Origin of the sequence: Enterobacter sp. Sphag1F (assembly GCF_014193275.1) — a bacterium.
Lineage (GTDB): Bacteria > Pseudomonadota > Gammaproteobacteria > Enterobacterales > Enterobacteriaceae > Pantoea > Pantoea symbiotica.
Genome location: NZ_JACHZD010000002.1, coordinates 125,441 through 151,220, shown reverse-complemented (window position 1 = coordinate 151,220; position 25,780 = coordinate 125,441). Strand labels below are relative to the sequence as shown.

At 56.5% G+C, this 25,780-nt stretch carries 20 protein-coding genes; 9 read left to right on the top strand and 11 right to left on the bottom strand.

What is annotated here, in order from left to right:
- Nucleotides 1-2: 2 nt before the first annotated feature.
- A complete protein-coding gene (locus tag FHW71_RS06115; protein ID WP_179451081.1) occupies nt 3-1,688 on the bottom strand; it encodes a ribulokinase in 1,686 nt (561 codons plus the stop codon).
- A 365-nt stretch (nt 1,689-2,053) separates the two neighbouring features.
- Here FHW71_RS06115 and FHW71_RS06110 point away from each other — a divergent pair, with 365 nt between their 5' ends.
- From FHW71_RS06110 to FHW71_RS06090, 5 genes are all read left to right on the top strand, one after another.
- Nucleotides 2,054-3,037 carry an arabinose ABC transporter substrate-binding protein gene (locus FHW71_RS06110; RefSeq protein WP_008110238.1) on the top strand — a complete coding sequence of 328 codons (984 nt, stop codon included), beginning with the start codon at nt 2,054-2,056 and terminating at the stop codon, nt 3,035-3,037.
- Between the two features lie 164 nt (nt 3,038-3,201).
- On the top strand, nt 3,202-4,722 hold the full coding sequence (gene araG, locus FHW71_RS06105; RefSeq protein WP_179451079.1) for an L-arabinose ABC transporter ATP-binding protein AraG: 1,521 nt from the start codon (nt 3,202-3,204) through the stop codon (nt 4,720-4,722).
- A gap of 17 nt (nt 4,723-4,739) precedes the next feature.
- Nucleotides 4,740-5,726, top strand: coding sequence for an L-arabinose ABC transporter permease AraH (gene araH, locus FHW71_RS06100; RefSeq protein WP_008110235.1), 987 nt, complete (start codon nt 4,740-4,742; stop codon nt 5,724-5,726).
- A gap of 67 nt (nt 5,727-5,793) precedes the next feature.
- The gene (gene araC, locus FHW71_RS06095; RefSeq protein WP_008110234.1) at nt 5,794-6,711 is read left to right on the top strand and encodes an arabinose operon transcriptional regulator AraC; all 918 of its coding nucleotides are present in this window, start codon (nt 5,794-5,796) and stop codon (nt 6,709-6,711) included.
- 77 nt (nt 6,712-6,788) lie between these two features.
- Nucleotides 6,789-7,829 carry an oxidoreductase gene (locus FHW71_RS06090; RefSeq protein ID WP_008110233.1) on the top strand — a complete coding sequence of 347 codons (1,041 nt, stop codon included), beginning with the start codon at nt 6,789-6,791 and terminating at the stop codon, nt 7,827-7,829.
- Nucleotides 7,830-7,894: 65 nt separating this feature from the next.
- On the opposite strand, the gene add is transcribed toward FHW71_RS06090, so the two are convergent.
- From add to malX, 3 genes are all read right to left on the bottom strand, one after another.
- On the bottom strand, nt 7,895-8,893 hold the full coding sequence (add, locus tag FHW71_RS06085; RefSeq protein WP_179451077.1) for an adenosine deaminase: 999 nt from the start codon (nt 8,891-8,893) through the stop codon (nt 7,895-7,897).
- Nucleotides 8,894-9,011: 118 nt separating this feature from the next.
- A complete protein-coding gene (locus FHW71_RS06080) occupies nt 9,012-10,190 on the bottom strand; it encodes a MalY/PatB family protein (RefSeq protein ID WP_179451075.1) in 1,179 nt (392 codons plus the stop codon).
- The gene (malX, locus tag FHW71_RS06075) at nt 10,190-11,776 is read right to left on the bottom strand and encodes a maltose/glucose-specific PTS transporter subunit IIBC (RefSeq protein ID WP_179451073.1); all 1,587 of its coding nucleotides are present in this window, start codon (nt 11,774-11,776) and stop codon (nt 10,190-10,192) included. Before malX ends, FHW71_RS06080 begins: the two co-directional genes overlap by 1 nt.
- A 174-nt stretch (nt 11,777-11,950) precedes the next feature.
- Between malX and malI the strand changes: the two genes are divergently transcribed.
- On the top strand, nt 11,951-12,979 hold the full coding sequence (malI, locus tag FHW71_RS06070; RefSeq protein WP_179451071.1) for a Mal regulon transcriptional regulator MalI: 1,029 nt from the start codon (nt 11,951-11,953) through the stop codon (nt 12,977-12,979).
- A gap of 142 nt (nt 12,980-13,121) precedes the next feature.
- On the opposite strand, the gene FHW71_RS06065 is transcribed toward malI, so the two are convergent.
- Nucleotides 13,122-14,621 (bottom strand): YdgA family protein, encoded by a 1,500-nt coding sequence (locus FHW71_RS06065; protein ID WP_008110227.1) that lies wholly within the window; start codon nt 14,619-14,621, stop codon nt 13,122-13,124.
- 132 nt (nt 14,622-14,753) lie between these two features.
- Entirely contained in the window at nt 14,754-15,929 is a 1,176-nt protein-coding gene (gene manA, locus FHW71_RS06060; protein ID WP_179451069.1) for a mannose-6-phosphate isomerase, read from the bottom strand.
- Between the two features lie 197 nt (nt 15,930-16,126).
- Between manA and fumC the strand changes: the two genes are divergently transcribed.
- Nucleotides 16,127-17,524, top strand: a complete 1,398-nt coding sequence (gene fumC / locus FHW71_RS06055; protein WP_154152367.1) for a class II fumarate hydratase — start codon at nt 16,127-16,129, stop codon at nt 17,522-17,524.
- Between the two features lie 44 nt (nt 17,525-17,568).
- Here the strand turns inward: fumC and FHW71_RS06050 are convergent, their stop codons facing one another.
- The 4 genes from FHW71_RS06050 to tus all read right to left on the bottom strand — a co-directional run bounded on the left by FHW71_RS06050 (nt 17,569) and on the right by tus (nt 20,395).
- Nucleotides 17,569-18,213, bottom strand: a complete 645-nt coding sequence (locus FHW71_RS06050) for an anti-sigma factor (RefSeq protein WP_179451067.1) — start codon at nt 18,211-18,213, stop codon at nt 17,569-17,571.
- Nucleotides 18,210-18,764, bottom strand: coding sequence for a sigma-70 family RNA polymerase sigma factor (locus FHW71_RS06045; RefSeq protein WP_179451065.1), 555 nt, complete (start codon nt 18,762-18,764; stop codon nt 18,210-18,212). Before FHW71_RS06045 ends, FHW71_RS06050 begins: the two co-directional genes overlap by 4 nt.
- Before the next feature lie 43 nt (nt 18,765-18,807).
- Entirely contained in the window at nt 18,808-19,371 is a 564-nt protein-coding gene (locus tag FHW71_RS06040) for a fasciclin domain-containing protein (RefSeq protein WP_008110148.1), read from the bottom strand.
- A 94-nt stretch (nt 19,372-19,465) separates the two neighbouring features.
- A complete protein-coding gene (gene tus, locus FHW71_RS06035) occupies nt 19,466-20,395 on the bottom strand; it encodes a DNA replication terminus site-binding protein (RefSeq protein ID WP_179451063.1) in 930 nt (309 codons plus the stop codon).
- 148 nt (nt 20,396-20,543) lie between these two features.
- Between tus and FHW71_RS06030 the strand changes: the two genes are divergently transcribed.
- Together FHW71_RS06030 and FHW71_RS06025 are read left to right on the top strand one after the other, a co-directional pair.
- A complete protein-coding gene (locus FHW71_RS06030; RefSeq protein ID WP_179451780.1) occupies nt 20,544-21,752 on the top strand; it encodes an MFS transporter in 1,209 nt (402 codons plus the stop codon).
- Between the two features lie 158 nt (nt 21,753-21,910).
- On the top strand, nt 21,911-22,396 hold the full coding sequence (locus FHW71_RS06025) for an Rrf2 family transcriptional regulator (RefSeq protein WP_179451061.1): 486 nt from the start codon (nt 21,911-21,913) through the stop codon (nt 22,394-22,396).
- 216 nt (nt 22,397-22,612) lie between these two features.
- On the opposite strand, the gene oqxB is transcribed toward FHW71_RS06025, so the two are convergent.
- On the bottom strand, nt 22,613-25,765 hold the full coding sequence (oqxB, locus tag FHW71_RS06020) for a multidrug efflux RND transporter permease subunit OqxB (RefSeq protein WP_179451059.1): 3,153 nt from the start codon (nt 25,763-25,765) through the stop codon (nt 22,613-22,615).
- Nucleotides 25,766-25,780 lie beyond the last annotated feature (15 nt).

Genomic DNA, 25,780 nt, shown 5'->3' with positions numbered 1-25,780 from the left:
CTTTACTGAGCGGATGCGGTGCGTGCGGCATACTGCGGTTCAGCGGCCTGGCACCAGTTTTGATAACGTTGATAAAGTTGCTGATAAACCACCACGCGCTCGGCGTTGGGTTGCAGCGTGACATCAATTGGACTGGCCATCACGTGCTGGGCGGCAGGCACATCGGCATACACGCCCGCAGCGACGGCGGCAAAAATGGCGGCGCCGAGTGCGCAGCATTCGTCAGAGGCGACGATATCCAGCGGACGGTTCATTACGTCGCAGCACGCCTGCATGATGGCGGGGGATTTGCGGGCAATGCCGCCGAGCGTCAGGATGCTCTGCACCGGAATCTGCTGCTGCTCGAAACACTCCATAATGGCGCGCGCGCCAAACGCGGTCGCGGCGATCAAGCCACCAAACAGCGCTGGCGCATCGGTGCCAAGGTTGAGATCGGTGATCACGCCTTTTAAGCGCTGATTAGCATCCGGCGTGCGGCGGCCGTTGAACCAGTCAAGCACCACCGGCAGGTGATCGAGCTGCGGATTGGCCGCCCAGGCTTCGGTGAGATTACGGATCAGATCCTTTTGCAGCGCGGCTAACTGCGGTTGCAGCTCCGGATGCTGCTGCGCCGCCTGCTGCAATGGCCAGCCGAGCAAGCGGCTGAACCAGGCATAAATATCGCCAAACGCCGACTGACCGGCTTCGCAGCCAATCGCGCCCGGCACCACGCTGCCATCCACCTGGCCGCAGATCCCTTTGATGGCGCGGTCGCCAACGGTGTCGCTGTCGGCAATCAGAATGTCGCAGGTTGAGGTGCCAATCACTTTCACCAGCGTATATGGCTGCGCACCGGCACCGACCGCGCCCATGTGGCAGTCAAACGCACCGCCCGAAAGTATCACCTTTTCCGATAAACCGAGGCGCTGCGCCCATTCGCTGCTGAGCGTGCCAACCGGCACATCGGCGGTCCAGGTTTCTTCGAACAGGGGAGAATCAAGCTGCTCGACCAGCAGAGGATCGAGTGCGCGGAAGAAGTCAGCCGGTGGCAAGCCTTGCCACTCTGGATGCCACAGTGATTTGTGCCCGGCGGCACAGCGTCCACGACGAAGTTGCGCAGGTGCAGTGGTGCCGCTGAGTAACGCGGGCACCCAATCGCACAGTTCCACCCAAGACACTGCCGCGTCACGTACCGCAGCATCGGCGCGTGACACGTGCAGTATCTTGGCCCAGAACCACTCCGACGAATACACGCCGCCAATATAGCGGGTGTAATCGTTGAAACGACCGCTACGACACAGCTGATTGATCTCTTCGGCTTCTTCAATCGCGGTGTGATCTTTCCACAGCACAAACATCGCGTTGGGGTTATTGGCGAATTCCGGGCGCAGCGCCAGCACGTTGCCATCACGATCGATGGGCGCGGGCGTCGAGCCGGTGGAATCCACGCCAATCCCGACCACGGCGGCGCGCTGTTCAGGTGTTAAGGCGTTAACCACGGTGACAATCGCCTGTTCTAACGCATCAATATAGTCCTGCGGATGGTGACGAAAACGGTTGGCGTGCGCGTCGCAAAATTCGGCGTTGGCCCAGCGTGCATAGTTGACCACCGCTTTTTCCAGCTCTTTGCCACTGTGGCAGTCCACGGCCAGCGCACGCACCGAGTCACTGCCGAAATCCAGCCCAATTGTTATGGTGCCAGCACCCATTGGGATTCTCCTGTGTGAGTTATCTGGCTCTATCCTGGAATGGGGCGGCAGAAGCGGTTAGTCATCAGTCGCTGAGAATATGCACTTTTCTGCCATCGGCGAGGATGTGTGATCCATAGCAAAAGTTAACGACCGGTTAAATTTGCTGAATATATGGAGGATTTTGTCATCGTTTTGGGATGTGATACCGCTCTACATTTTTCATCTCCATTCCCGCTACAACTAGCCCAGCGTTTGCGCAGCCTTTGTACAACCTTTGTGCTAAAGCGCTGATTTTTAGCTGTACCCCACAGAATTATTTGATTGGTAACGTTTACACCGATTGGTTAATAACAGCCTAAAACAACATTGTGCCGGAGAGCATCATGCATAAATTCACTAAAACGCTGGCGGCGGTTGGTCTCGCTGCGGTTATGTCACAATCCGCTATCGCCGAGACCATGAAACTCGGTTTCCTCGTCAAACAACCGGAAGAGCCCTGGTTCCAGACCGAATGGAAATTCGCGGATAAAGCCGGCAAGGATCTCGGTTTCGAAGTGATCAAAATTGCGGTGCCTGACGGCGAGAAAACCCTCAACGCTATCGATAGCCTGGCCGCCAGCGGCGCGAAGGGCTTCGTTATCTGTACGCCGGATCCCAAACTCGGCTCGGCGATTGTCGCCAAAGCGCGCGGTTACGGCTTGAAAGTGATCGCCGTCGATGACCAGTTCGTCACCGCCAAAGGCAAGCCGATGGATACCGTGCCATTAGTGATGATGGCCGCGACCAAGATCGGCGAGCGTCAGGGACAAGAACTGTATAAAGAGATGCAGAAACGCGGCTGGGATGTAAAAGAGACCGGCGTGATGGCCATCACCGCCAACGAGCTCGACACCGCACGCCGTCGCACTAGCGGTTCGATGGATGCGCTGAAAGCTGCCGGTTTCCCGGAGAAGCAGATTTATCAGGTACCAACCAAATCCAACGATATTCCTGGTGCGTTTGACGCCGGTAACTCGCTGCTGGTGCAGCATCCGGGAGTTAAACACTGGCTGATTCTCGGCATGAACGATAACACCGTGCTGGGCGGCGTACGCGCCACCGAAGGTCAGGGCTTCAAGGCGCCAGATGTGATCGGTATCGGCATCAACGGTGTTGATGCGGTAAGTGAGCTGTCGAAAGGTTCCGCCACCGGCTTCTACGGTTCGCTGCTGCCAAGCCCGGACGTGCACGGTTATAAGAGCAGCCAGATGCTCTACAACTGGGTAACCAAAGATCAGGAGCCGCCGAAGTTCACCGAAGTCACCGATGTGGTGCTGATTACCCGCGATAACTTCAAAGCCGAGCTGGATAAGAAAGGGCTGAAGTAATCCCATTTCCCCAAAACCTGCCTAACAGGCAGCCAAAATGATTCGTGCTGTAACAAGGCGGCAAGTGCACTTATCCCCGGGAGCTTATTTTTGTAAGTGACCGGGGTAAGTTCACGCAGCCAACGCAGTTACAGTGCGAAGCATGAAGGCTTAGAGGAGTCACCATGAACATAGATCAAGCCTTTCTGTCGTTTCATGGCATCAGCAAAACCTTCCCCGGCGTGAAAGCGCTGCAGGACATCTCATTCAGCTGCCGCGCCGGAGAAGTGCACGCGCTGATGGGGGAAAACGGTGCCGGTAAATCGACGCTGTTGAAAATCCTCAGTGGCAGTTATCAGCCGAGCGGCGGCGAAATTCGCATTAAAGGCGAGCCGAAGAGTTTCAACACTACCGTGGATGCGCTGGACGCCGGCGTGGCGATCATTTACCAGGAACTGCATCTGGTGCCAGAAATGAGCGTGGCGGAGAACATCTATCTCGGCCAGCTGCCGCACAAGCGCGGTTTGGTGAATCGCAAACTGCTGCGCTATGAAGCCGGTTTGCAGCTGCAAAATCTCGGCATGGATATCGATCCGGATATGCCGCTGAAATACCTGTCACTCGGCCAGTGGCAGATGGTGGAGATCGCCAAAGCGCTGGCGCGTAACGCGCGCATTATCGCCTTTGACGAACCGACCAGCTCGCTGTCAGCGCGCGAGATTGATCACTTGTTCCGCGTCATCCGCCAGCTGCGCGAGCAGGGCCGCACCGTGCTGTATGTCTCGCACCGCATGGAAGAGATTTTCGCGTTGAGCGATGCCATCACCGTGTTTAAAGATGGTCGCTACGTGCGCACCTTCACCGACATGAAAAACACCCATCATGACGATTTAGTGCAGGCGATGGTGGGACGCAATCTGGGAGATATCTATGGTTACGCGCCGCGTGATTTGGGCCCGGTGCGTCTGCAGCTGGACGCGGTAGAGGCGAAGGGCGTGCGCACGCCGATTTCGCTGACGGTGCGCGCCGGTGAAATCGTTGGGCTATTTGGCTTAGTTGGCGCAGGACGCAGCGAATTGATGAAAGGGCTGTTCGGTGCCACCAAACTGCGCGGCGGCACCGTGACGCTGGATGGCAACAAGCTCAACATTCGCCAGCCGATCGACGCTATCCGCGCTGGCATCATGCTGTGCCCGGAAGATCGCAAATCTGAGGGCATCATTCCGGTGCATTCGGTGCGCGATAACATCAACATCAGCGCGCGTCGCCACAATCTCACCGCCGGTTGCCTGATCAAACCGAGCTGGGAGGCGAAAAATGCCGATATCCACATTCGTTCACTCAACATCAAAACGCCGGGTCCGCAGCAGCTGATCATGAACCTTTCGGGCGGCAACCAGCAGAAGGCAATTCTGGGCCGTTGGCTGTCGGAAGAGATGAACGTGATTCTGCTTGATGAGCCGACGCGCGGAATTGACGTCGGTGCCAAACACGAAATCTACAACCTGATTTATGCCCTGGCGAAAAAAGGCATTGCGGTGCTGTTTGCCTCCAGCGACTTGCCGGAAGTGATGGGATTAGCCGATCGCATTCTGGTGATGCGTGAAGGTGAAATTGCCGGTGAACTGTCCCACGACACGGCCACAGAGCAGCTGACGCTGAGCCTGGCGATGCCGAAAACCACTCAAGCGGCCGCCGTGGCCTGATGTAAAGGAGAGCAATAATGGCTTCATCTACCACTTCCAACACGCCACCGGTGCAGCGCAACGGGCTGCAACTCGGGCGGATTTGGGACAACTTCGGCATGCTGGTGGTGTTCGCACTGCTGTTTATCGTTTGTGCCATTTTCGTGCCGAACTTTGGCTCCATCATCAATATGAAAGGGCTCGGTCTGGCGATGTCGATGTCCGGCATGGTGGCGTGCGGCATGCTGTTCTGCCTTGCCTCCGGTGACTTTGACCTTTCTGTGGCGTCGGTGATCGCCTGCGCCGGTGTGGTCACCGCAGTGGTGATCAATATGACCGAAAGCCTGTGGATTGGCGTTGCGGCCGGTTTACTGCTCGGCATGGCCACCGGCTTTATTAACGGCTTTGTCATCGCGCGGTTGAAAATCAACGCCTTAATCACCACGCTGGCCACCATGCAGATTGTGCGCGGTCTGGCTTATATCTTCTCCGACGGCAAAGCGGTGGGCATTGAAGACGAGCGCTTCTTTACCCTCGGTTACGCCAACTGGCTCGGCGTGCCGGCACCCATTTGGCTCACTATCGCCACCATGGTGCTGTTCGGCTTCCTGCTAAATAAAACCACCTTTGGCCGCAATACGCTGGCGATTGGCGGCAACGAAGAAGCCGCGCGTCTGGCCGGTGTGCCGGTGGTGCGTACGCGCATCATCATTTTCATCTTGTCGGGTTTAGTGTCGGCGGCGGCGGGCATCATTCTGGCGTCGCGCATGACCAGCGGCCAGCCGATGACTTCGCTCGGTTACGAGTTGATTGTGATTTCGGCTTGCGTGCTGGGCGGCGTTTCGCTGAAAGGCGGCATCGGCAAAATTTCGTACGTGGTAGCGGGCGTGCTGATACTGGGCACGGTTGAGAATGCGATGAATTTATTGAATATCTCGCCATTCTCACAGTATGTGGTGCGCGGTTTGATACTGTTAGCGGCGGTGATTTTTGACCGCTACAAACAGAAAAGTAAAGCCGCCTGATAACCAAGGCTGAGCGCGCCGGATAGCGGGCGCGCTCGCCGCATTTCACGCGATAAGTGAGGCCACTATGTACCATCGTGAACCCCCGAGTGAGCAGCAGAATCCCTTATTGCCGGGCTATGCGTTCAATGCCTGGCTGGTGGCAGGATTGACGCCGATTAACGCCAATGACGCGCTCGATTTCTTTATCGATCGTCCGCACGGCATGAAAGGCTACATCCTCAATCTGACCATTAAAGGTCAGGGCCGCGTGTTTGATGGTGAATCCGCCTTCGACTGCGAGCCGGGCGATCTGCTGCTGTTTCAACCGAAAACCCCGCACTATTACGGACGCGCACCCGATAGTCCGTGCTGGTTTCATCGCTGGGTCTATTTCCGTCCGCGCGCCTACTGGACCGATTGGCTGCAATGGCAGGATGAAAGTCAGGGCGTGGGGCGTTTGCGTCTGTCAGAAGCGCAGCGTGCCGAGTTTGATCGCCTGTTCGCCAGCATCGAACAAACCCACAACTCCGGACGTCGCTTCGCCGAAGAGCTGGCGATGAACCTGCTGGAGCGCCTGCTGCTGCGCGCGGTGGAAGAGGACCCGCGCAGCCATCAACAGATTCGCGATCCACGCGTGATTGAAGCTTGCCAGTACGTCACCAATCATCTGGCGGGCGAAGTGAAGATTGAAGAAGTGGCGCGCCATGTTTGCCTGTCGCCGTCACGGCTGGCGCATCTGTTCCGCGAGCAAATGGGCATTAATCTACTGCGCTGGCGTGAAGATCAGCGGGTTATCCGCGCCAAACTGCTTTTGCAAACCACCCAGGAACCGATCGCTTCTGTTGGCCGCGAAGTGGGCTACGATGACCAGCTCTACTTCTCGCGCGTGTTCCGTAAACGCGTTGGCGTCAGCCCCAGCGACTTCCGCCGCCGCAGCCAGGATGCACAGGACGCTTTGGTGGCTCACGAGAGCTGGCAATCCGCACGGAGTGCTATTTCCTGAGTTTTCAGGTGATTCCGCCTTGTTCTTATAGACCGATTCGTCTTAAATCAGTCTGGTAACGAACAAGAGGAATGAGAATGAGCGATAAATTACGTGTCGGCCTAATCGGCTACGGTTTTGCCAGCAAAACCTTTCATGCACCCTTGATCGCCGGTACGCCGGATGTTGAGCTGGCGGCGATCTCGAGCAGCGATGCCAGCAAAGTGCATGCTGACTGGCCGTCAGTGCAGGTGGTTTCCGATCCACAGGCGCTGCTGGACGACCCGACACTGCAACTGATTGTTATTCCGACCCCGAATGACACCCATTTTCCCTTAGCCAAAGCGGCACTTAACGCCGGTAAACACGTGGTGGTCGATAAGCCATTTACCGTGACGTTGTCACAGGCGCGTGAACTGGATGCGCTGGCGAAAGCCAAAGGTTTGCTGCTGTCGGTGTTCCATAACCGCCGCTGGGACAGCGATTTCCTGACGCTGAAATCCTTGCTGAACGACGGCACCTTGGGCGAAGTGCGTTACTTCGAATCCCACTTTGACCGTTTCCGCCCTGAAGTGCGTCAGCGCTGGCGTGAAATGAAAGGCGCGGGCAGCGGCATTTGGTTCGATCTCGGACCGCACGTGCTGGACCAGGCGCTGCAGCTATTTGGCACGCCGGTCGCTATCAATGTCGATATGGCAGAGCTGCGTCCAGGCGCTCAAACCACCGATTACTTCCATGCCGTGTTGACCTATCCAACGCGCCGCGTGGTGCTGCACGCCAGCATGCTGGTGGCGGCGGAATCAGCACGCTTTGTGGTGCACGGCACGCGCGGCAGCTACGTGAAATACGGACTCGATCCGCAGGAAGATCGTCTGAAAGCGGGTGAACGTCCGCCGCAGGAAGATTGGGGCTACGACATGCGCAACGGCACGCTGACGCTGGCGGAAGGTGATGTGATGGTGGAGAAAGAGCTGCTGACCTTGCCGGGCAACTATCCGGCGTATTATGCAGGCATTCGTGATGCGATTGCGGGCACAGGTGCAAATCCGGTGCAGGCAGAAGAAGCGATTCAGGTGATGGAGTTGATCGAGCTGGGCTTGCAGTCCGCCGAGAAGCGCCAGACTATGTCGTTGCGTTAATTCTGTAAAGCGGTCGCCAGGAATGGCGACCTTACATTGTAAGGTGCGCGTTATGCGCACTTTTTTTATCCCGCCACGCGTGCGCGCAGCGCGGCTTTCTCTGCATCACTCAGGAACGCGATGGTCACGCCATTATCCTGCGCCTGACGCATCTCTTCCGCCGTCAATCCCGCTTGCGGTGCCGCCACTTCATACTCATGTGCCAACTCAACGCCCTGGACCGCCGGATCGTCAGTGTTAATGGTGGCGAGAATGCCGTGCTGCAGGAAGGTTTTTAGCGGATGGCTGCTCAGCGATGATACGGTGCTGGTCTGAATATTCGAGGTCAGGCAAGACTCAATACCAATGCGCTGCTCGGCAAGGAAATCCATCAGTGCGCGGTCTTCAATCGCCTTCACGCCGTGACCAATACGCTCTGCGCCCAGCTCGCGAATCGCTTGCCAGATGCTTTCCGGGCCCGCGGCTTCACCGGCGTGAACGGTAATGCGGAAACCGGCATCACGCGCACGATTAAAGTGGCTGAGGAATTCGCTGCCTGGGAAGCCTAACTCGTCACCGGCCAAATCGACGGCGGTGATGCCATCGCGATGCGCCAGCAAACCTTCCAGCTCGCGCAGGCAAGCTTCTTCACCAAAGGTACGGCTCATAATGCCGGTCAGGCGCACATCAACGCCATATTGCTGAATACCGGCCCGCACGCCATCAATCACCGCTTCAACCACGCCGGCAATCGGCAGCTTGTGGGTCATTGCCATATAGCCCGGTGAGAAGCGCAGTTCCGCATAGTGAATGCCAGCGCTCGCCGCATCTTCGACGTTTTCCAGCGCGATACGGCGGCAGGCATCAAGATCGCCCAACACTTTCACGCCCCAGTCGAGTTTCTGCAGGAAGCTCACCAGATCCGGTTCATTCGCGGTGACCTGCACATGCGGGCGCAATGCATCAAGCGAATCAGCGGGCAGCGCAAGATTATGCTGACGACCTAAATCGAGAATGGTTTGTGCGCGGATATTGCCATCAAGGTGGCGGTGAATGTCGGTGAGGGGGAGTTTTAGATCAATCATGGCGCACTCGCTTAAGTTTCATAAAGTGCAGAGGATTATAAAAACATCTTGCGCAACAGCGCCAGCGATTTGCGCAAACAGGAAAACGGATGCTGAATTAATCAGCATCCGTCGCATTTCAGAACGATTTTAACCCGGCGATGAGACGATCCAGCCCATCATCCAGCTTGCTGCGCGGGCAACCGGCGTTGAGGCGCAGATAACCCTGGCTCGCCGCGCCGTAAGTCGAACCGGGCATGATCGCCACTTTGTGTTGATGAATCAGACGCTGTTGCAGCGCCTGTTCGTCAATGCCAAGCGGATTGAGATCGATCCACGCCAGGTAAGTCGCGGCTGGCGGCTGCCAGTTAAGCTGCGAAAACGCCGTGTTCATCCGTTCTGCAATGTGCTGCATATTGCCACGTAAGTGGGTACGCAGCGCATCCAGCCACGGCGCGCCATCGCGATACGCAGCGATGGTGGCGGCAAGCGCCATTACTGCCGGCGAGGATAAACCATCCTGCTGCTTCAGCGCGTGGAACCACGCCTGACGATCGCGCTCATCTGGAATGATGCCCCACGCGCCGGTCAGCGCCGGAATATTGAAGCTCTTGGAGGCCGAGGTGAACAGCGCCCAATCGGACTGCGCAACCTGGCTCCACGGCGTATGCCGCGCATCACTCAGCACCATATCCATATGGATTTCATCGCTGATCACCTTCACGCCATGCTTTTCGCATAGCGCTGCCATCTGCCGCAGCTCCTCTTCGCGCCACACTTTGCCGGTAGGATTGTGCGGACTGCACAGCAGCATCATTTTACAGCGCGGACGCGCCAGCAAGCTTTCCAGCTGCGCCATGTCGCACAGCCATTCACTTCCGTGGCGCTGCAGCGGCAGCTCCAGCACGCGACGCTGATTGCCGTTGATGGTGTGGTAAAACGCATCGTAAGCAGGCGTGTGGATCAGCACTTCATCGTCCGGCTGCGTCCAGTGGCGCAACAGCTGCGCCACCATGTAAATCACCGACGGGCCATAAATCAACGATTCTGCCGCGACTTCAGTAGCGAAACGGCTGCGCATCCAGTGTTGAATGGCAGAAAGAAAATCATCATGCTGCCAGCGGCTGTAACCAAACACCCCGTGCGTGAGGCGCTGTTGCAGCGCCTCGATGATGCAAGGCGCGGTGGCGAAATCCATGTCGGAGATGGTGAAGGGCAGTAAATCCGCCACGCCAAACCGATCGGCCACGAAATCCCACTGCGTACACCAGCTGCCGTGGCGATCCACCACCTGATTGAAATTAAAATCCGGCATCATTACACCGTCGCACTCATCAGGTGTGCCATCTCATCTTTGACCGACTGCACCTGCGGGCCCATCACCACTTGCAGATTGGTGGCATTGACATGCACCACGCCAATCGCGCCGTTGGCTTTCAGTATTGCATCATCCACCTTGCTCATATCGACCACGGTAATGCGCAGACGCGTCAGGCAGTTATCCAGTGAAGCGATGTTTTCCACGCCGCCCAGCGCCGACAGAATCGCTGGCGTGTTGAAGCCCGATTTACCGACAGCTGCGCGATTAACCTGCTGCTCCACGCTGTTGGTTTCCACTTCGCGACCTGGGGTTTTGATATTGAAGTGGCTGATGGCAAAACGGAAGATAACGTAATAAGACACGAACCACACCGCAGCAATGACCGGCACCCAATACCATTTGGTGGAGAGGCCGTGCAGCACGCCGAAGACGAAGAAGTCGATCACGTTGCCGTCGGTGTTACCGATAGTCACACCCAGCATCGCCATCACGGTGAAGCCTAAACCGGTCAGCAGTGCGTGGATCAGATACAGCACCGGCGCGACAAACAGGAACAGGAACTCCAGCGGTTCCGTGGTGCCACCTACGACGCAAGCCACCACGCCGGAAATCAGCAGGCCTTTAATTTTATGACGGTTTTCCGGACGGGCGCAGTGATACATCGCCAATGCTGCACCCGGCAAACCGCCGAGGAAGGCCGGCATTTTACCCTGCGACAGGAAGCGCGTGGCGCTCTCGGCAAAGCCGTGCGTATCCGCACACGCCAATTGCGCCTGGAAGATGGTTAACGCACCGCTGACACTTTTACCGCACACATCCATGGTGCCGCCGGCATCGGTAAAGCGGATGATCGCCACCAGAATGTGCTGCAAACCAAACGGCAGCAGCAGACGTTCGCCGGTACCAAAAATCATCGGACCAAATTCACCGGCGCTGTTAATCACCCAGCCAAGGCCGGTAATCGCACGGGCGAAGAATGGCCAGATATGCGGAACCACTAAGCCCAGCACGCCCATCGCCATCGCGGTGACGATCGGCACAAAGCGCGTGCCACCGAAGAACGCCAGCGCATCTGGCAGGCGAATGTTGTGGAAACGCTCATGCAACCAGAACACCACGATACCGACGATAACCGCGCCGAGAATACCGGTGTCGATGGACTGAATGCCGAGAATATTTTGTACGTTATTAGCTTTCAGCACCGCCGCATCGGTGGTCGGCAGAATGCCATTGATGTTGAGCCAGAAGTTGATGCTCAGGTTCAGCACCGCATAGCCAACAAAACCGGCAAACGCTGCCACGCCTTTGTTCTCGCGCGCCATACCGAGCGGAATGGCAATGGCAAACATCACCGGCAGATAGCTAAAGGCAAAGGAACCGATTTTCGCCAGCCAGATAAACATATATTGCAGGAAAGGATGATCGAGCGCGGGGATGAGCGTGAGCACATCGCGGCTGCTGAGCGAACTGCCGATGCCGAGCAGGATACCGCAGAACGAAAGCAGTGCGACGGGCAACATAAATGTTTTGCCCAGACTTTGGAAAAACTCCCAAAGTGACATTTTGGGACGACTGGCGGACATAGACTCTCCTGGCAATAAAAGTTAAAGGCTTCAATGTGGTCAAGGATGATAAAACGTTTTACCACTTATTTTTGTGGCTATAATCACAAAGAGTGACTAATTGCAGACTTTATTTTTGATGCAATCAGTGTAACGTTTTACCTCTTTGAATTTGGACGTTGGTAACGGAACGCTATGTCCCAGCAGAAAACCACTATTCATGATGTGGCGTTGGTCGCCGGGGTGTCGGTCTCTACCGTGTCGTTGGTGCTCTCCGGCAAAGGGCGCATTTCGCCCGCTACGGCCACACGTGTCAATCAGGCGATTGAGCAGCTTGGCTACGTGCGTAATCGTTCGGCCTCAATCCTGCGCGGCGGCGAAAGCGGCGTGATCGGCTTGATCGTGCGCGATCTCAGCCAGCCATTTTATGCCGCGATGACGGCAGGACTAAGCGAAGTGCTGGAGCAGCAGGGCAAAGTGCTGGTGCTGACACAAAGCGGTCAGCACGGCCAACATCTTAAACGCTGTTTTGACACGCTGGTGGCGCAGGGCGCGGAAGGGATTGTGCTCGGCGGCGCGGTGGCGCAGGCAGAAATGCTGGTGCCGCAGGCGCAGGAGCAGAACATTGCGTTAGTCTGCGCCTCACGCGCCAGCAGCCTGGATAACGTTGACTCATTGCGTCCCGATAATAGTCAGGCGGCGCGTATGGCGACGGAGTATTTGATTCGTCAGGGCCATCAGCGCATCGCCTGGATGGGCGGTTTGGGTTCGTCACTGACGCGCGCCGAGCGGATTGGCGGCTATTGCGCCACTTTGCTGCAATACGGTTTGCCGTTTCGATCCGACTGGATTATTGAGTGTGACGATCGCCAGCAAAGCGTGTCGGCACTAACACTGCAGTTGTTGCGCCAACATCCCGGCATTACCGCGATTTTGGCGCATAACGGCAGCACCGCGCTCGGCTGCTATTTCGGCGCGTTACGCTGTGGGCGAACCTTTGGTGAAGGCGCGGTGGATAGCTACTACACGCAGCAACTGGCGCTGGTGGGCTTTAATGACGATCCGCAGCGGGAGTTGCACGATCCCACCATGACCTTTGTCAGTAGCGAAGCGCGTGATGTAGGAAGAAGGGCGGCGGAACGGATGTTGCAGCGGCTGGCGCAGCCGGAAGCGGAGATTCAAAGCTTGATTGTGCCGCCGCAGCTGATGCGCGGGGAAGTTTAAGGGCGGCCAATTGGCCTAATGCTTGTCAGTTAAGCGTGAAAAGGTCGCCATAAATGGCGACCCTACGGGGATTTGGCGGGATTTTCGTAGGGTGCGCATTCATGCGCACCTGCATACATTGGCAATTTATTGCTTAAGTGATTTACTCAGGCATGCCTTCGCTGGTCGGTGCGCCAAGCATATAACGTGACAGGAACTGCTCCAGCGTCATCTTGTCGCCGTTCATGGTTACCTGACCGTTGCCGTATTGCAGGCTGGTGACGATGTTGTCATCCTGCTGCTGCGTCAGGCGGAACATCTGGCCCATCGCCGCTAAACCTTTCACCTGCTGATCCGCCAGCTTCTGCGCATCATCACCCTGATAACCTTCCGCTAAACCGACATGACGCATGGTTTCTGTCGCCATCGGCATATTGATCGCCAGCTTGCCGTCGAGGGTTTTCAGCACGCGATCCACTGCGGCACCCAAACTCTGCGCTTCGCCGGTGACGGTGGCCGGATCGTTAAAGCCGACGTTCAGATTAAAGGTGCTTTCACCTTTGTCATTTTTCCAGCTCAACGGCGCGATGCTCAGCGTTGGCGAGCCTTTCAACAGCGTTGGCAGGTTATTACGCAGGATGGTTTGCACGCTGGCCTGATAGCGAATTGGATCTTCCGCTACGCCCGGCTGGTTCAGCAGATCCTGCATCTGCGCGTTGTAAGTATCGGAGAAGGCTTTCACCGCTTGCGCATCGAACTGCGCAAACTTCATCGCCAGCTTAGCTTCACCAAATGGCTGCTTCTGCAGGGTGATCTTGTCAACGTTGACGTCCAGCTGCCCGCCAATCTTGCCTTCTTTGTTGTCGAAGGAAGAGGTAGTTTTCAGCTTCTCCAGTGACAAACCTTCCTGACCGTTGATGCTGGCATCCAGTTTATCCAGAGAGATCGACTGATCGCCAACGCGCACGCCTTCCGGGCTGAGGTGGGTATCGCCGCTCAGCTTCAGGCCATTGAGCGTGAACAGCACTGGCTGTTCCACCTGATTTTTGCTGGTGACCGCGATGCTGGAGAAGTCGCCGTCGAGGCTGACTTTGTCGCCTTTGCTGTCGGCGCTGATGTTCAGCGTGCCGCCGTTGGTGGCCAGACGATCGCCGGTCTGCGGATTGTTGTAATCCACCGCCAGCAGGTTGAGATCGGTATTGGTCGCACCGCTGTAACCGACGCGGGTATCAGCATTAACCAGCGATTTGCCGTTGGTCAGTTCAAACAGTTTCTTCACCGCATCGGTGTTTTCCAGCTCGGTGTGCACCGACGCCATGCTTGGGATCAGGCTGCCGCGCTTCAACTGGGCGAACGGGAAAGGACCGTGATCGATAGTCTCGTTCAGCACGATGCTTTGACCAGGCTTCAACAGCGGGTTGTCATTGGTTTGCGAGCTAGCCTGCACGACCAATTTGGTTTTGCTGCTAAACACGCCGCGCTGGTAATCCTGATAGCTCAGCGTCAGTCGGCTGTTCGGCGCGTAAGCATTTAGCTGCGCATTGGCATTCTGCAACATCTGATCCATGTGGCTTTCCAGTTGTTTACCGGTAAACCATGCAGCACCAGTCCAAATCACGCCGAGCGCCACAATTACACCTACGGCAACCTGGGTCTTTTTCATCGCTGTGTCGTCCTTATCCTTGCGTCCGCACGCCGCTGGTCGGTGCGCGACGGGTGAAGAAAAACGCCCGCAGGCGTTTTAAATTAATAGTTTGAAAGAATAGCAGTTAATGCTGGCAGCGTCAGCCGGAACTCAGTTGAGCGTGTTAAATACGCGCGCCAGACGACCGGTGCCCGCCGCGTTGACCGGCGACTCATTGGCGGCGACAAAGCAGGATTCACCCGGCTTCAGCACCAGCTGTTGACCGGACTTCTCAATCACCGCCTGGCCTTCAATGCAGAACAGCAGGGCAGCGCTGTTTTGTGCCAGCGATTGCGGCGCAGCGGAAAGCCCATGAATGGCAAAGGCAAAGTCTTCTACCGGAATCGGGAAGTTCAGGGTTTCGCCGTCGCGCTGCGGCTGAGTCAACAGCGTCGCGGCCGGTTTTGCCTGGAACTTCAGGTTAGCCAGCAGTTCCGGGATATCGATAAACTTCGGCGTCAGACCGGCGCGCAGCACATTATCGGAGTTCGCCATCACTTCCAGCGCCACGCCTTTCAGATATGCGTGCGGCGTTTCGGCAAACAGGAACATCGCTTCGCCCGGCTGCAGGGTGATGACATTGAGCAGCAGCGGCGAAAACAGCCCGCTATCATCCGGATAATCGGTGGCGATGGATTTGATCGTCTGCCACGGTTCGCCTTCACGCGCATTGAGCGCCGATTTCAGTACGCCAATAGCGCGCGATTTGGCCTCGTCTTGCAACGAAAGCAGCGTGGCTAACAGTTTTGCCAGGTTGGCTTCGTCAGCATTTTCCAGGAAGTGGGCGATTTGCGGATGCGCACCGGCCACCGGCTCCAGCAGCGAGACAATTTCATGCAGCTCGCGGAAACCGTTCATCGCCTGGAATGGCGTCAGCGCATACACCAGCTCGGGCTTGTGATTGGCGTCTTTATAGTTACGTTCAGCGGCGCTGAGTGGGATACCAGCGGCATTTTCACGTGCAAAACCCTCTTCAGCAGCGGCTTTGCTCGGGTGTACCTGAATCGACAAAGGCTGATCGGCGCACAGCACTTTAAACAGGAATGGCAGCTCGCCGAAACGTTCCGCCACCGCATTGCCTAGCGTGGCGACCTTGTCGGCATCAATCACTTCGCGCAGCGAACGCGCTTCACCGTTGACCTCAACGGTCGAAGGGCTTTTCGGGTGTGCGCCCATCCACAGTTCCGCCATCGGCAAACCTTGTGGATTTTCGATGCCGTAGAGTTCTGTCAGCGCAGTTTTGCTGCCCCAGGCGTAATTTTGCAGCGAATTGTTCAATTTTTGCATCGTTTACCCTTAATAACCGTAAGTAAATAGGCTTATTAAAGCAGAAAGTGCCATAGAAAATACACGAACAAGTGCAATAAAGGCGATAGGCTCGCATAATGTTAAATTCTTGTATGTGACAATCTTGCTCGCTCAACGGCGTCGCGGGAAGGCGTTTAGAGCGGAAACCTCAAAATCTGAGCTAAGGAGACGTAGTCATGGCAGCCAATCGCATTGAAAAAGACTCAATGGGACCGATCGAAGTACCGGCAGATAAGTTGTGGGGCGCACAAACCCAGCGTTCGCTGGAACATTTCAAAATCTCAACCGAGAAAATGCCAGTGGCATTGGTGCATGCGCTGGCGCTGACCAAGCGTGCGGCGGCGCAGGTGAACCAGGATCTCGGCTTGCTTCCTGCCGATCGCGCCCAGGCGATTCTTAAAGCCGCCGACGAAGTGCTGGCAGATAAACACAGCGACGAGTTCCCGCTGGCGATCTGGCAGACTGGCTCCGGCACCCAGACCAACATGAACATGAATGAAGTGCTGGCCAACCGCGCCAGTGAAATTCTTGGCGGCGAGCGTGGCATGTCGCGTCTGGTGCATCCCAATGACGACGTGAATAAAAGCCAAAGCTCCAACGATGTGTTCCCCACCGCCATGCACGTGGCCGCGGTCATCGCCGTGCGGGAGCAGCTGATTCCGCAGATTCACGTGTTGAAAAAGACGCTGAGTGAGAAGTCCGACGCTTTCAAAGATATCGTCAAGATTGGTCGTACCCACTTGCAGGATGCGACCCCGCTGACGCTCGGCCAGGAGATCTCCGGCTGGGTGGCGATGCTCGAGCACAATCTCAAGCACATCGAGAACAGTATTCCGCACGTGGCGGAGCTGGCGCTGGGCGGCACGGCGGTTGGTACCGGCCTGAATACCCATCCGGAATACGCGGTACGCGTGGCCAAAGCGCTGGCCGATTTGACCAAACAGCCGTTTGTTACCGCGCCGAATAAGTTTGAAGCGCTGGCGACCTGCGATGCGCTAGTCCACGCGCACGGTGCGCTGAAAGGTCTGGCGGCTTCGTTGATGAAAATTGCCAACGACGTACGCTGGCTGGCCTCTGGCCCGCGTTGCGGCATCGGCGAACTGGCAATCCCGGAAAACGAGCCTGGCAGCTCGATCATGCCGGGCAAAGTGAACCCGACGCAGTGCGAAGCGCTGACCATGCTGTGTTGCCAGGTGATGGGCAACGACGTGGCGGTGAACATTGGCGGCGCGTCCGGCAACTTTGAGCTCAACGTATTCCGTCCGATGGTGATCCACAACTTCCTGCAATCGGTGCGTCTGCTTGCCGACGGTATGGACAGCTTCAATCATCATTGCGCGATTGGTATTGAACCGGTACGCGAGCGTATCGATCAGTTGCTGAACGAATCGCTGATGCTGGTGACCGCGCTGAATACCCATATCGGTTACGACAAAGCGGCAGAAATCGCTAAGAAAGCGCATAAAGAGGGCCTGACGCTGAAAGGCTCGGCGCTGAAGCTCGGCTATCTGACCGAAGAGCAGTTCGATGAATGGGTACGTCCAGAAGAGATGGTTGGCAGCATGAAGCAATAGCTGTTGAATAAACTAAGGCCGTTCAGATGAACGGCCTTTTTTGTTTACAGCTGCCCACTATACAACACCGGACCGGTTGGCTGGCCCGTTGGCGAGCCGCCGCGCGGTTCAAGACTGATAGCGATCACGCCTGAGCGGGAAATCGTGCTATTTAACGCAACATCGGTTGCCTTCTGGTTATCCAGCAAACCCAGCGAAATAGGCGCTTTACCTGGCGGAATCAGCCACAGCTGCAAACTGTTGCTGTCGGCGATGGCCACCGGATGTAACGGCGTCAGGCTCAACTGCGCCAGTTTGCTGTCCGCGCTGACCACCCATTGCTGTTGATGCTGAGCATCGTTAAGTACCGTCAACGGCGTTAACGTCGGCTGCTGCAGGAACAGTGAGGCGAGCAGGGCGATCGCCGCGATACTGGCGGCCGCCAGCCAGCCGGCATAATGGCGTTTAGGTTGAATCGCGCGTTGCTCGGGCAAGCTCAACGTAATCTTCTTCCACACCTTTTCCGGCGGCGTGACCGGCGCAAGCTGATTATCAAGGCCCGCCAGCATGGTTTGCCAGCGCGCGACGTTAGCCGCGAGTTCAGGCTCGTTACGCAGCCGGCGCTCAAAGCGCAAACGCGCCAGCTCGCTTAAAGTGCCCAGCGCATACTCGGCAGCTAAGGCATCATCGCGTTGTAAGTTTTCGTTCATAGGCCCACACACTCCCGCAGATGCTCCAGCGCGCGGCGAATCCAGCTTTTTACCGAGCCAACCGGCTGTTGCAGCCAGGCGGCAATATCACTGTGGGACATCCCCTGATAATAGGCGAGCGTGATGCTTTGCTGCTGTTCGCTACTCAGATGGCCAATGCAGTGTCGCAGGCGATCGGCTTGCGCCGGATCGTGCCAGGTATTTTGTTCGTCTTCCGCCGTTATCTGCATTAGATCGTCAAACTCTTCTGTATTAAGCGTCATGCGCGCTTGTCCGCTGCGTAACCCGTCAATGCAGCGATTGCGCACAATGTGCGTCATCCATGTCATCGGCGCGCTAAGGGCGGCATCGTAGGCGTTGGCGCGGTTCCAGATAGTCAGATAGCAATCGTGCAGCACCTCTTCCGCCCAGCCTTGCTGGCGTAGCATGCGCAGGGTGAGGGCGAAGAGATGTGGCGAAGTCAGTCGATAGAGTTGTTCAAACGCGCGGCGATCGCCCTGTGCGATCGCCGGCAATAACGTCACTAATTGTTCTGTTAGCCTATTATCCATAATCTTCCCGGTTGGCTAAAATGCCCAATCCGAGTATAGGCAATTACTTAGGCATTAAGACGGTATCAATCACATCAATCACACCATTTTTCTGATTGACGTCATAAGTGCTGATATTCGCCACATTGCCTTGACCATCTTTCAGCTGAATATTGTGCGGGCCATTATTCATAATCCACAACGGTTGGCCGTTAACAGTTTTCAGCTCGGCATGACCGCCACCTTGCTTGATTTTCATCTCCAGCGCTTTCATGTCGTATTTGCCCGCCACCACATGATAAGTCAGGATGCTGGTCAACTTCGCTTTGTTCTCCGGTTTCACCAGGCTATCAACGGTGCCCGCTGGCAACTTGGCGAAGGCCGCATTGGTTGGCGCGAAGACGGTAAACGGACCTTTACCTTCGAGGGTTTCCACCAAGCCCGCCGCTTTAACAGCAGCAACCAGCGTGGTGTGATCTTTAGAGTTCAGCGCGTTTTCAACGATGTTCTTTTGCGGATACATCGCGGCTCCGCCTACCATCACGGAGCCATTATCCATCGCGGCGAATGCACCTGCGGTGAACAGTAAAGTGCTGGATACGACTGCAATGCCCATTAGCTTTTTCATCATAAATCCTCGTAGTAGGGAGCGAAGAAGTTGCTCACACTCTGATATACGAGGGCAGGTGATGAATTGGATGCAGTGATTTTGAAATTTATTTTTAAACCTGCCGATCGCTCCATAAATGCAGGCGCGGAATGATCAGATGCAGCGGCTCGGCCAGCGGTTTGTGGCGATAAGCCACGTTATCGGCATCGTAATTCAGCAGCTCACCCAGAATCGGTACCTGGGTGCGATCGCGGCACAGCACCAGCAGCGGAGAAGGGCAGGCAAGCTGCACCTGTTTCTTTTCGCTGGCGCGCCACATGCGGGCAATCGGCTGCACCTTAACCGGACGTTTGATTTTCAGTTTCGCACCCGCCGGTAACGCAAGAATTGCTTCCAGCTCCAATTGCACTTTTTCCGCCCACTGCTCGCGCGTCCACGGCGCCTGAGCGCGATTGGCCTTCAGGCTGCGCTCCAGCTGTTCGACCACCTCATCACGCGTAACGTTTTTGATGATATTTTTATTCGCCCAGCCGAAGCGCAAACTGTCCGGTGAGTTAAGCAGCGTCACGCTGCGGTAAGCGTTAAGCGTAATTAACCCGCGCAGATGCTGGTGGACAAACTCAAAACGCGCCTCGCTCGGCAAGCCCGATTCCACGGTAATCAGCTGTTCCAGCCGCTGCTTGAGGGTATTTATCTCCGCAACCTGCTGCGTAATCTGTTCATGTATATCGCCATCAGCTTCGATGCAAATTGCGCCCGGCAAGCGCACAGCGGCTTTGGTGCTGAGCTTTTCCGATTGATGCTGTATAAACAGGCGGCAATAGTGCGCCAGCGCTAAGTCGCGCGCCGTTTTGCCAAGATGCTGCGTCACCGCGATGTGTTCAATTTCATCATGTTCGCGGCCTTTCTCGATTTCCGGCAGGCTAAACACGCGCGCAATCAGCAGCGGTTGCTGCTCAATCTGTTGACGCAACGCGCCCAAACCCGCTTCCAGCGCGTTGACGCAGTCATGCAGATCGGCAACCAAATCATAACGAGCCATAAATGGCCTCCATAGTTACAACATACTTTTAAGTGTACTGACTTAGACGCTGGTCTGCCAGCGCAGCGCAAGGTTTTTGTTAAGCAGCTAACGGCGGGATTTTTCCAGCGGGATGAACGTGTTATAACAATGCTTTGCCTGCTAATGGATAATTGTTGTGAAGCCTCAGCCAAAGCCACCTGCTGCCGCCATCGTTACGCTTGGATTAGTGCAAATCCTGTCATGGGGCGGATCCTTCTATCTTATGGCGGTGATGGCTAATCCCATCGTGGCGGAAACCGGCTGGTCGCAACAATGGGTGTATGGCGCGCTATCGCTCGGCATGCTGATTTCCGGTTTGCTGGCACCGTTGAGCGGGCGACTGATTTCCCGCACTTATGGCCGCGCATTGCTGGCGGCGAGCGGGGCGGTGATGGCGCTCGGTCTGGTAATTATGGGATTGAGTCATAACCTGCCGCTGTTTCTGTTTGCCTGGCTGATTATCGGCATTGGCATGGCGATGGGCCTGTACGATGCGCTGTTTGCCACGCTCGGCACGCTTTACGGCGGCCAGGCGCGCGGTGCGATTACCGGCATCACACTGATCTCCGGCTTCTGTACAACCTTGGTGTGGCCGGGCACCGCGCTGCTGATTCACTGGCTGGATTGGCGCGGCGCCTGTTTTGCTATCGCCGGATTGTTATGTGTTTCAGTGTTGCCCGCGTATCTTTACGCGCTTCCCGCGCCAGAAGGGAAAATCGCCGCCGCCAAAACAAAACCAACCGCGCAGGGCGACGAACTGGCGCCAACGCTGTTTTGGCTGCTGTGCAGCATTTTCACTCTCGCATCGGTGATCATGACGGCCATTTCGGTACAGCTGATCACCTTGCTGCAGGCCAGCGGCCACACGCTGGCGTCGGCGCTGGCCATCAGCGCGATTCTCGGCCCGTGTCAGGTGGGATCACGCATCGTGGATATCGCCTTTAAGCGCGGTCACCCGATCTGGACCACCTTTTTCTCGGTGGGATTAGTGGCGCTCGGCTTGCTGCTGCTGGCGTGTTATCCGCAATTTGCGGTGCTCAGCATGGTGCTGTACGGTGCCGGGAATGGGTTGCGTGCCATTGTGCGGGGAACTTTACCGCTGGTGATGGTCAAACCAGAGGCTTACGCGATTGTGGTAGGGCGCATGGCGCGTCCCGCTTTAATCGGCCAGGCATTGACGCCGCTGGTTGGCGGCTATGTGTTTCAGCACCTCGGAGCCAGCGCCACGCTGTGGTTGTTGTGCGTTCTGGCGTTGATTAACGTGCTGTTGGTGGTGCTTTTGCAGCAGAAGTTGCCGCAGGCCAGCCCACAGTCGGAAAGGGGAGTGATAAACTAAGCAGCCTGTGCGCTTCTGCCCGATTAAATGGGGAATACGTGCCTGGATCACGGACGTTGACTTCTAAAAAGCAACAGTGTTTGTTATATTTATTGCTCATTGATTACTCACTGTCGCGGCATAAAAACAACAAGATAACCGCAACTCAGGATATAGAAATGCTTGATTACCGCTTCCCGACAGCTTTGCAGATGGTTTTGAGCGTAGCGATGGCGGAGCAACTGGGTAAACGCTCGACCAGTGCCATATTGGCGTATGGTCTTGAAGCGAACCCCAGTTTCATTCGGAAACTTATGGTTCCGCTCACGCGTGACGGCATCATCGTCTCAACGCTTGGCCGCACCGGCTCGATTCATTTGGGTCGCCCGGCCGCTGAGATCACGCTGCGCGATATTTATACTTCTGTGATTGAAGATAAAAAACTCTGGGCATCACGCCCTGATGTGGCACCGCGTTGTTTGGTCAGTGCCAACCTGTGTTGGTATTTCAAATCGATTGCTGAAGAGGCTGAAGAAGCGTCGCTAAAAGTGCTGGAAACCCGCACCGTCGCGGACGCGCTGGCCGAACTGAAGCATAACGACACCAGCAACTGCGAAGAGCTGCCCGATCTCGAACTCGCCGAGCTGTGTAAGAAAGGCCGCTAAAACCACACCCCGTAGGGTCGCCATTCATGGCGACCTTTTTTATTACCTCATGCTCCAGCCATACAATTCCATGCACATTAGCGAACTGCACTTCATTTTTAGCTAATCGGTCACCATAAATGGCGACCCTACGGTTGTTTGACAAGGTTTCTGTAGGCTGCACATTTATAAAAAATCCGGGCACTTGGCCCGGATTGTTCATTTAACCTAAAACCTTCACACCGTTTGCACTTCACCCTGCGGCTGCTTGCGCGTCACCAGCTTACGCAGCGTCACATAGAACACTGGTGTCAGGAACAGACCAAACAGCGTCACGCCCAGCATGCCAGAGAACACGGTAATCCCGGTTACGCCGCGCACTTCCTCGCCTGCACCTTCGCCAAGAATCAGCGGAATGGTACCGGCGATAAAGGCAATCGAGGTCATGACGATGGGACGCAGACGCAGACGACAGGCTTCCAGCGCCGCATCGACAATGCTCTTGCCCTGCATCTCCAGCTCACGCGCAAACTCAACGATAAGAATCGCGTTCTTACACGCCAGCCCCATCAGCACCACCAGCCCAACCTGCACAAACACGTTGTTATCGCCACCGGTCAGCCACACGCCGACCAGCGCAGAGAGCATGGTGACCGGCACAATCAGGATCACCGCCAGCGGCAACGTCCAGCTTTCATACAGCGCCGCCAGCACCAGGAACGCCAGTAAAACGGCGACCGGGAAGACGATCAGCGCGGTATTGCCCTGCGTTGATTGCTGATAACTCAGGTCAGTCCATTCAATGTTCATGCCGTTCGGCAGTACCTGCGTCGACATCTCTTCCAGCTTCTGCATCGCCTGCGCCGAAGAGAGCACGCGTGGGTCGGCATCGCCAATCAGGTCCGCTGCCGGATAACCGTTGTAGCGAATCACCGGATCCGGGCCGTACGTGGTGGTGATATTCACCATGCTGCCAATCGGCACCATTTCGCCGCGATCGTTGCGGGTACGCAGATTACCGATATCCTGCACGCTATCGCGGAAATCGCCGTCCGCCTGCGCCATTACGCGCCAGGTACGACCAAACTTATTGAAATCGTTAACGTACGACGATCCCAGATAGGTTTGCAGCGTGCTGAACAGTTCGGTCAGCGACACGCCTTGCGCTTTGGCTTTATCACGATCCACCTGCACATCCAGCTGCGGCACGTTGGCCTGGTAGGATGAAATCGGGAACATCATGCCCGGCGTCTGTAACACCGCACCCGTCATGGTATTGATGGCGGTTTGCAGCGCACCGTAACCGAGGCCCGCGCGATCCTGCACATACAGTGAATAACCCGAACCTTGTCCCAGACCCAAAATCGGCGGCGGCATAATCGAGAAGCCAAAGCCTTGCTGGATTTTGGAGATTTTGGCGTTGATCTCGGCATTGATCTCCGCCGCACTGCGCTTACGCTCGTTGAACGGTTTCAGGCCGAAGAACACCGTGCCGGTATTCGGCGTGTTGGTGAACTGCAACGCATTCAGACCGGGGAAGGCGACCGAATAGGCCACGCCTTCGGTGTTCATGCCGATTTCGCTCATCTTGCGAATCACTTCATCGGTACGTGCCAGCGATGAACCTTCCGGCATCTTCACGCCGCCAATCAGATAGAGCTTATCCTGGGTCGGAATAAAGCCGCCCGGCACGGTATGGAACATAAAGCCCGCACCCGCCAGCAGCAGCACGTATACGCCGAACACTGCGCCACGGCGACGCAAGGTTTTACCCACCAGCGATTCATAGCCATCCGAGCTGCGCTGGAAGAAGCGGTTAAACGGACGGAACAGCCAGCCGAGCAGGCGATCGATAATGCGCGTCGGCATATCCTTCGCGGCATCATGCGGCTTCAGCAGCAGCGCCGCCAGCGCCGGTGACAGCGTCAGTGAGTTGATAGCGGAGATCACCGTTGAAATGGCAATCGTCACCGCAAACTGCTTATAGAACTGACCGGTCACGCCGGACAGGAACGCCATCGGCACGAAAACCGCACACAGCACCAGCGCGATGGCGATAATCGGGCCGGACACTTCACGCATCGCCTGATGCGCCGCCGCCGTCGGCGACAAGCCTTGCTCGATATTACGCTCGACGTTCTCCACCACCACGATGGCGTCATCCACCACGATACCGATCGCCAACACCAGCCCGAACAAACTCAAGGTATTCAGCGAGAAGCCGAGTAGATAGAGGATGCTGAAGGTACCAACCACCGAAACCGGCACCGCCAGCAGCGGGATGATCGACGCGCGCCAGGTTTGCAGGAACAGAATCACCACCAGCACCACCAGCACAATCGCTTCGAACAGCGTTTGCACCACGGCACGAATTGAATCTCGCACGAACACCGTTGGATCGTACGGCGCGGCCCACTGCACATCGTCCGGGAAGCGGGTTGCCAGTTCAGCCATTTTGTCGCGCACCGCATTCGACAGGTCGATAGCATTGGCGCCCGGCGCCTGGAAGATACCAATACCCACCGCATCTTTGTTGTTCAGCTGCGAACGCAACGCGTAGCTGCCGGAACCCATCTCAATGCGCGCCACGTCACGCAGGCGCACCAGCGTGCCGTCGTCGGCGGTTTTCAGGATGATATTGCCGAACTGCTCTTCGCTCTCCAGACGACCCTGGGTGTTGATCGACAGCAGGAAATCGCTCTGTTTTTTCAGCGGCTCTGCGCCAAGCTGACCGGCAGAAACCTGCACGTTCTGCTCCTGCATCGCGCTGACCACATCGGATGCGGTCAAGCCACGCGCCGCCACCTTATTGGGATCGAGCCACACGCGCATCGCGTATTCACCGGCCCCGAAGATCTGAATCTGACCCACGCCCGGCAGGCGCGCCAGTTCATCTTTCACCTTCAACGTCGCGTAGTTGCGCAGATAGAGCGAATCATACTTGCCGTGCGGCGAGAACATATGCACCACCAGCGTCAGCGTCGGCGACATCTTCTGCGTGGTGAGGCCGAGTTGGCGAACCTCTTCCGGCAGACGCGCTTCGGCCTGCGCCACGCGGTTCTGCACCTGAACCTGCGCCTGATCCGGATCGGTACCTGGACGGAAGGTCACGGTGGTGACCAGCACGCCGTCGGAACCGGCCACGGATTTCATGTACATCATGTTTTCCACCCCGTTGATGGCTTCTTCCAGCGGCGTCGCCACGGAATCTGCAATCACTTTGGGGTTGGCGCCGGGATATTCCGCGCGCACCTGCACGCTGGGTGGCACCACGTTGGGATATTCACTGATCGGCAGCAGCGGAATGGCGATCAATCCGGTGGTAAAGATCAAAATCGACAGCACCGCGGCGAAAATCGGTCGGTCGATAAAAAAGCGGGAGAAATCCATAAAAGGCAGTCTCGA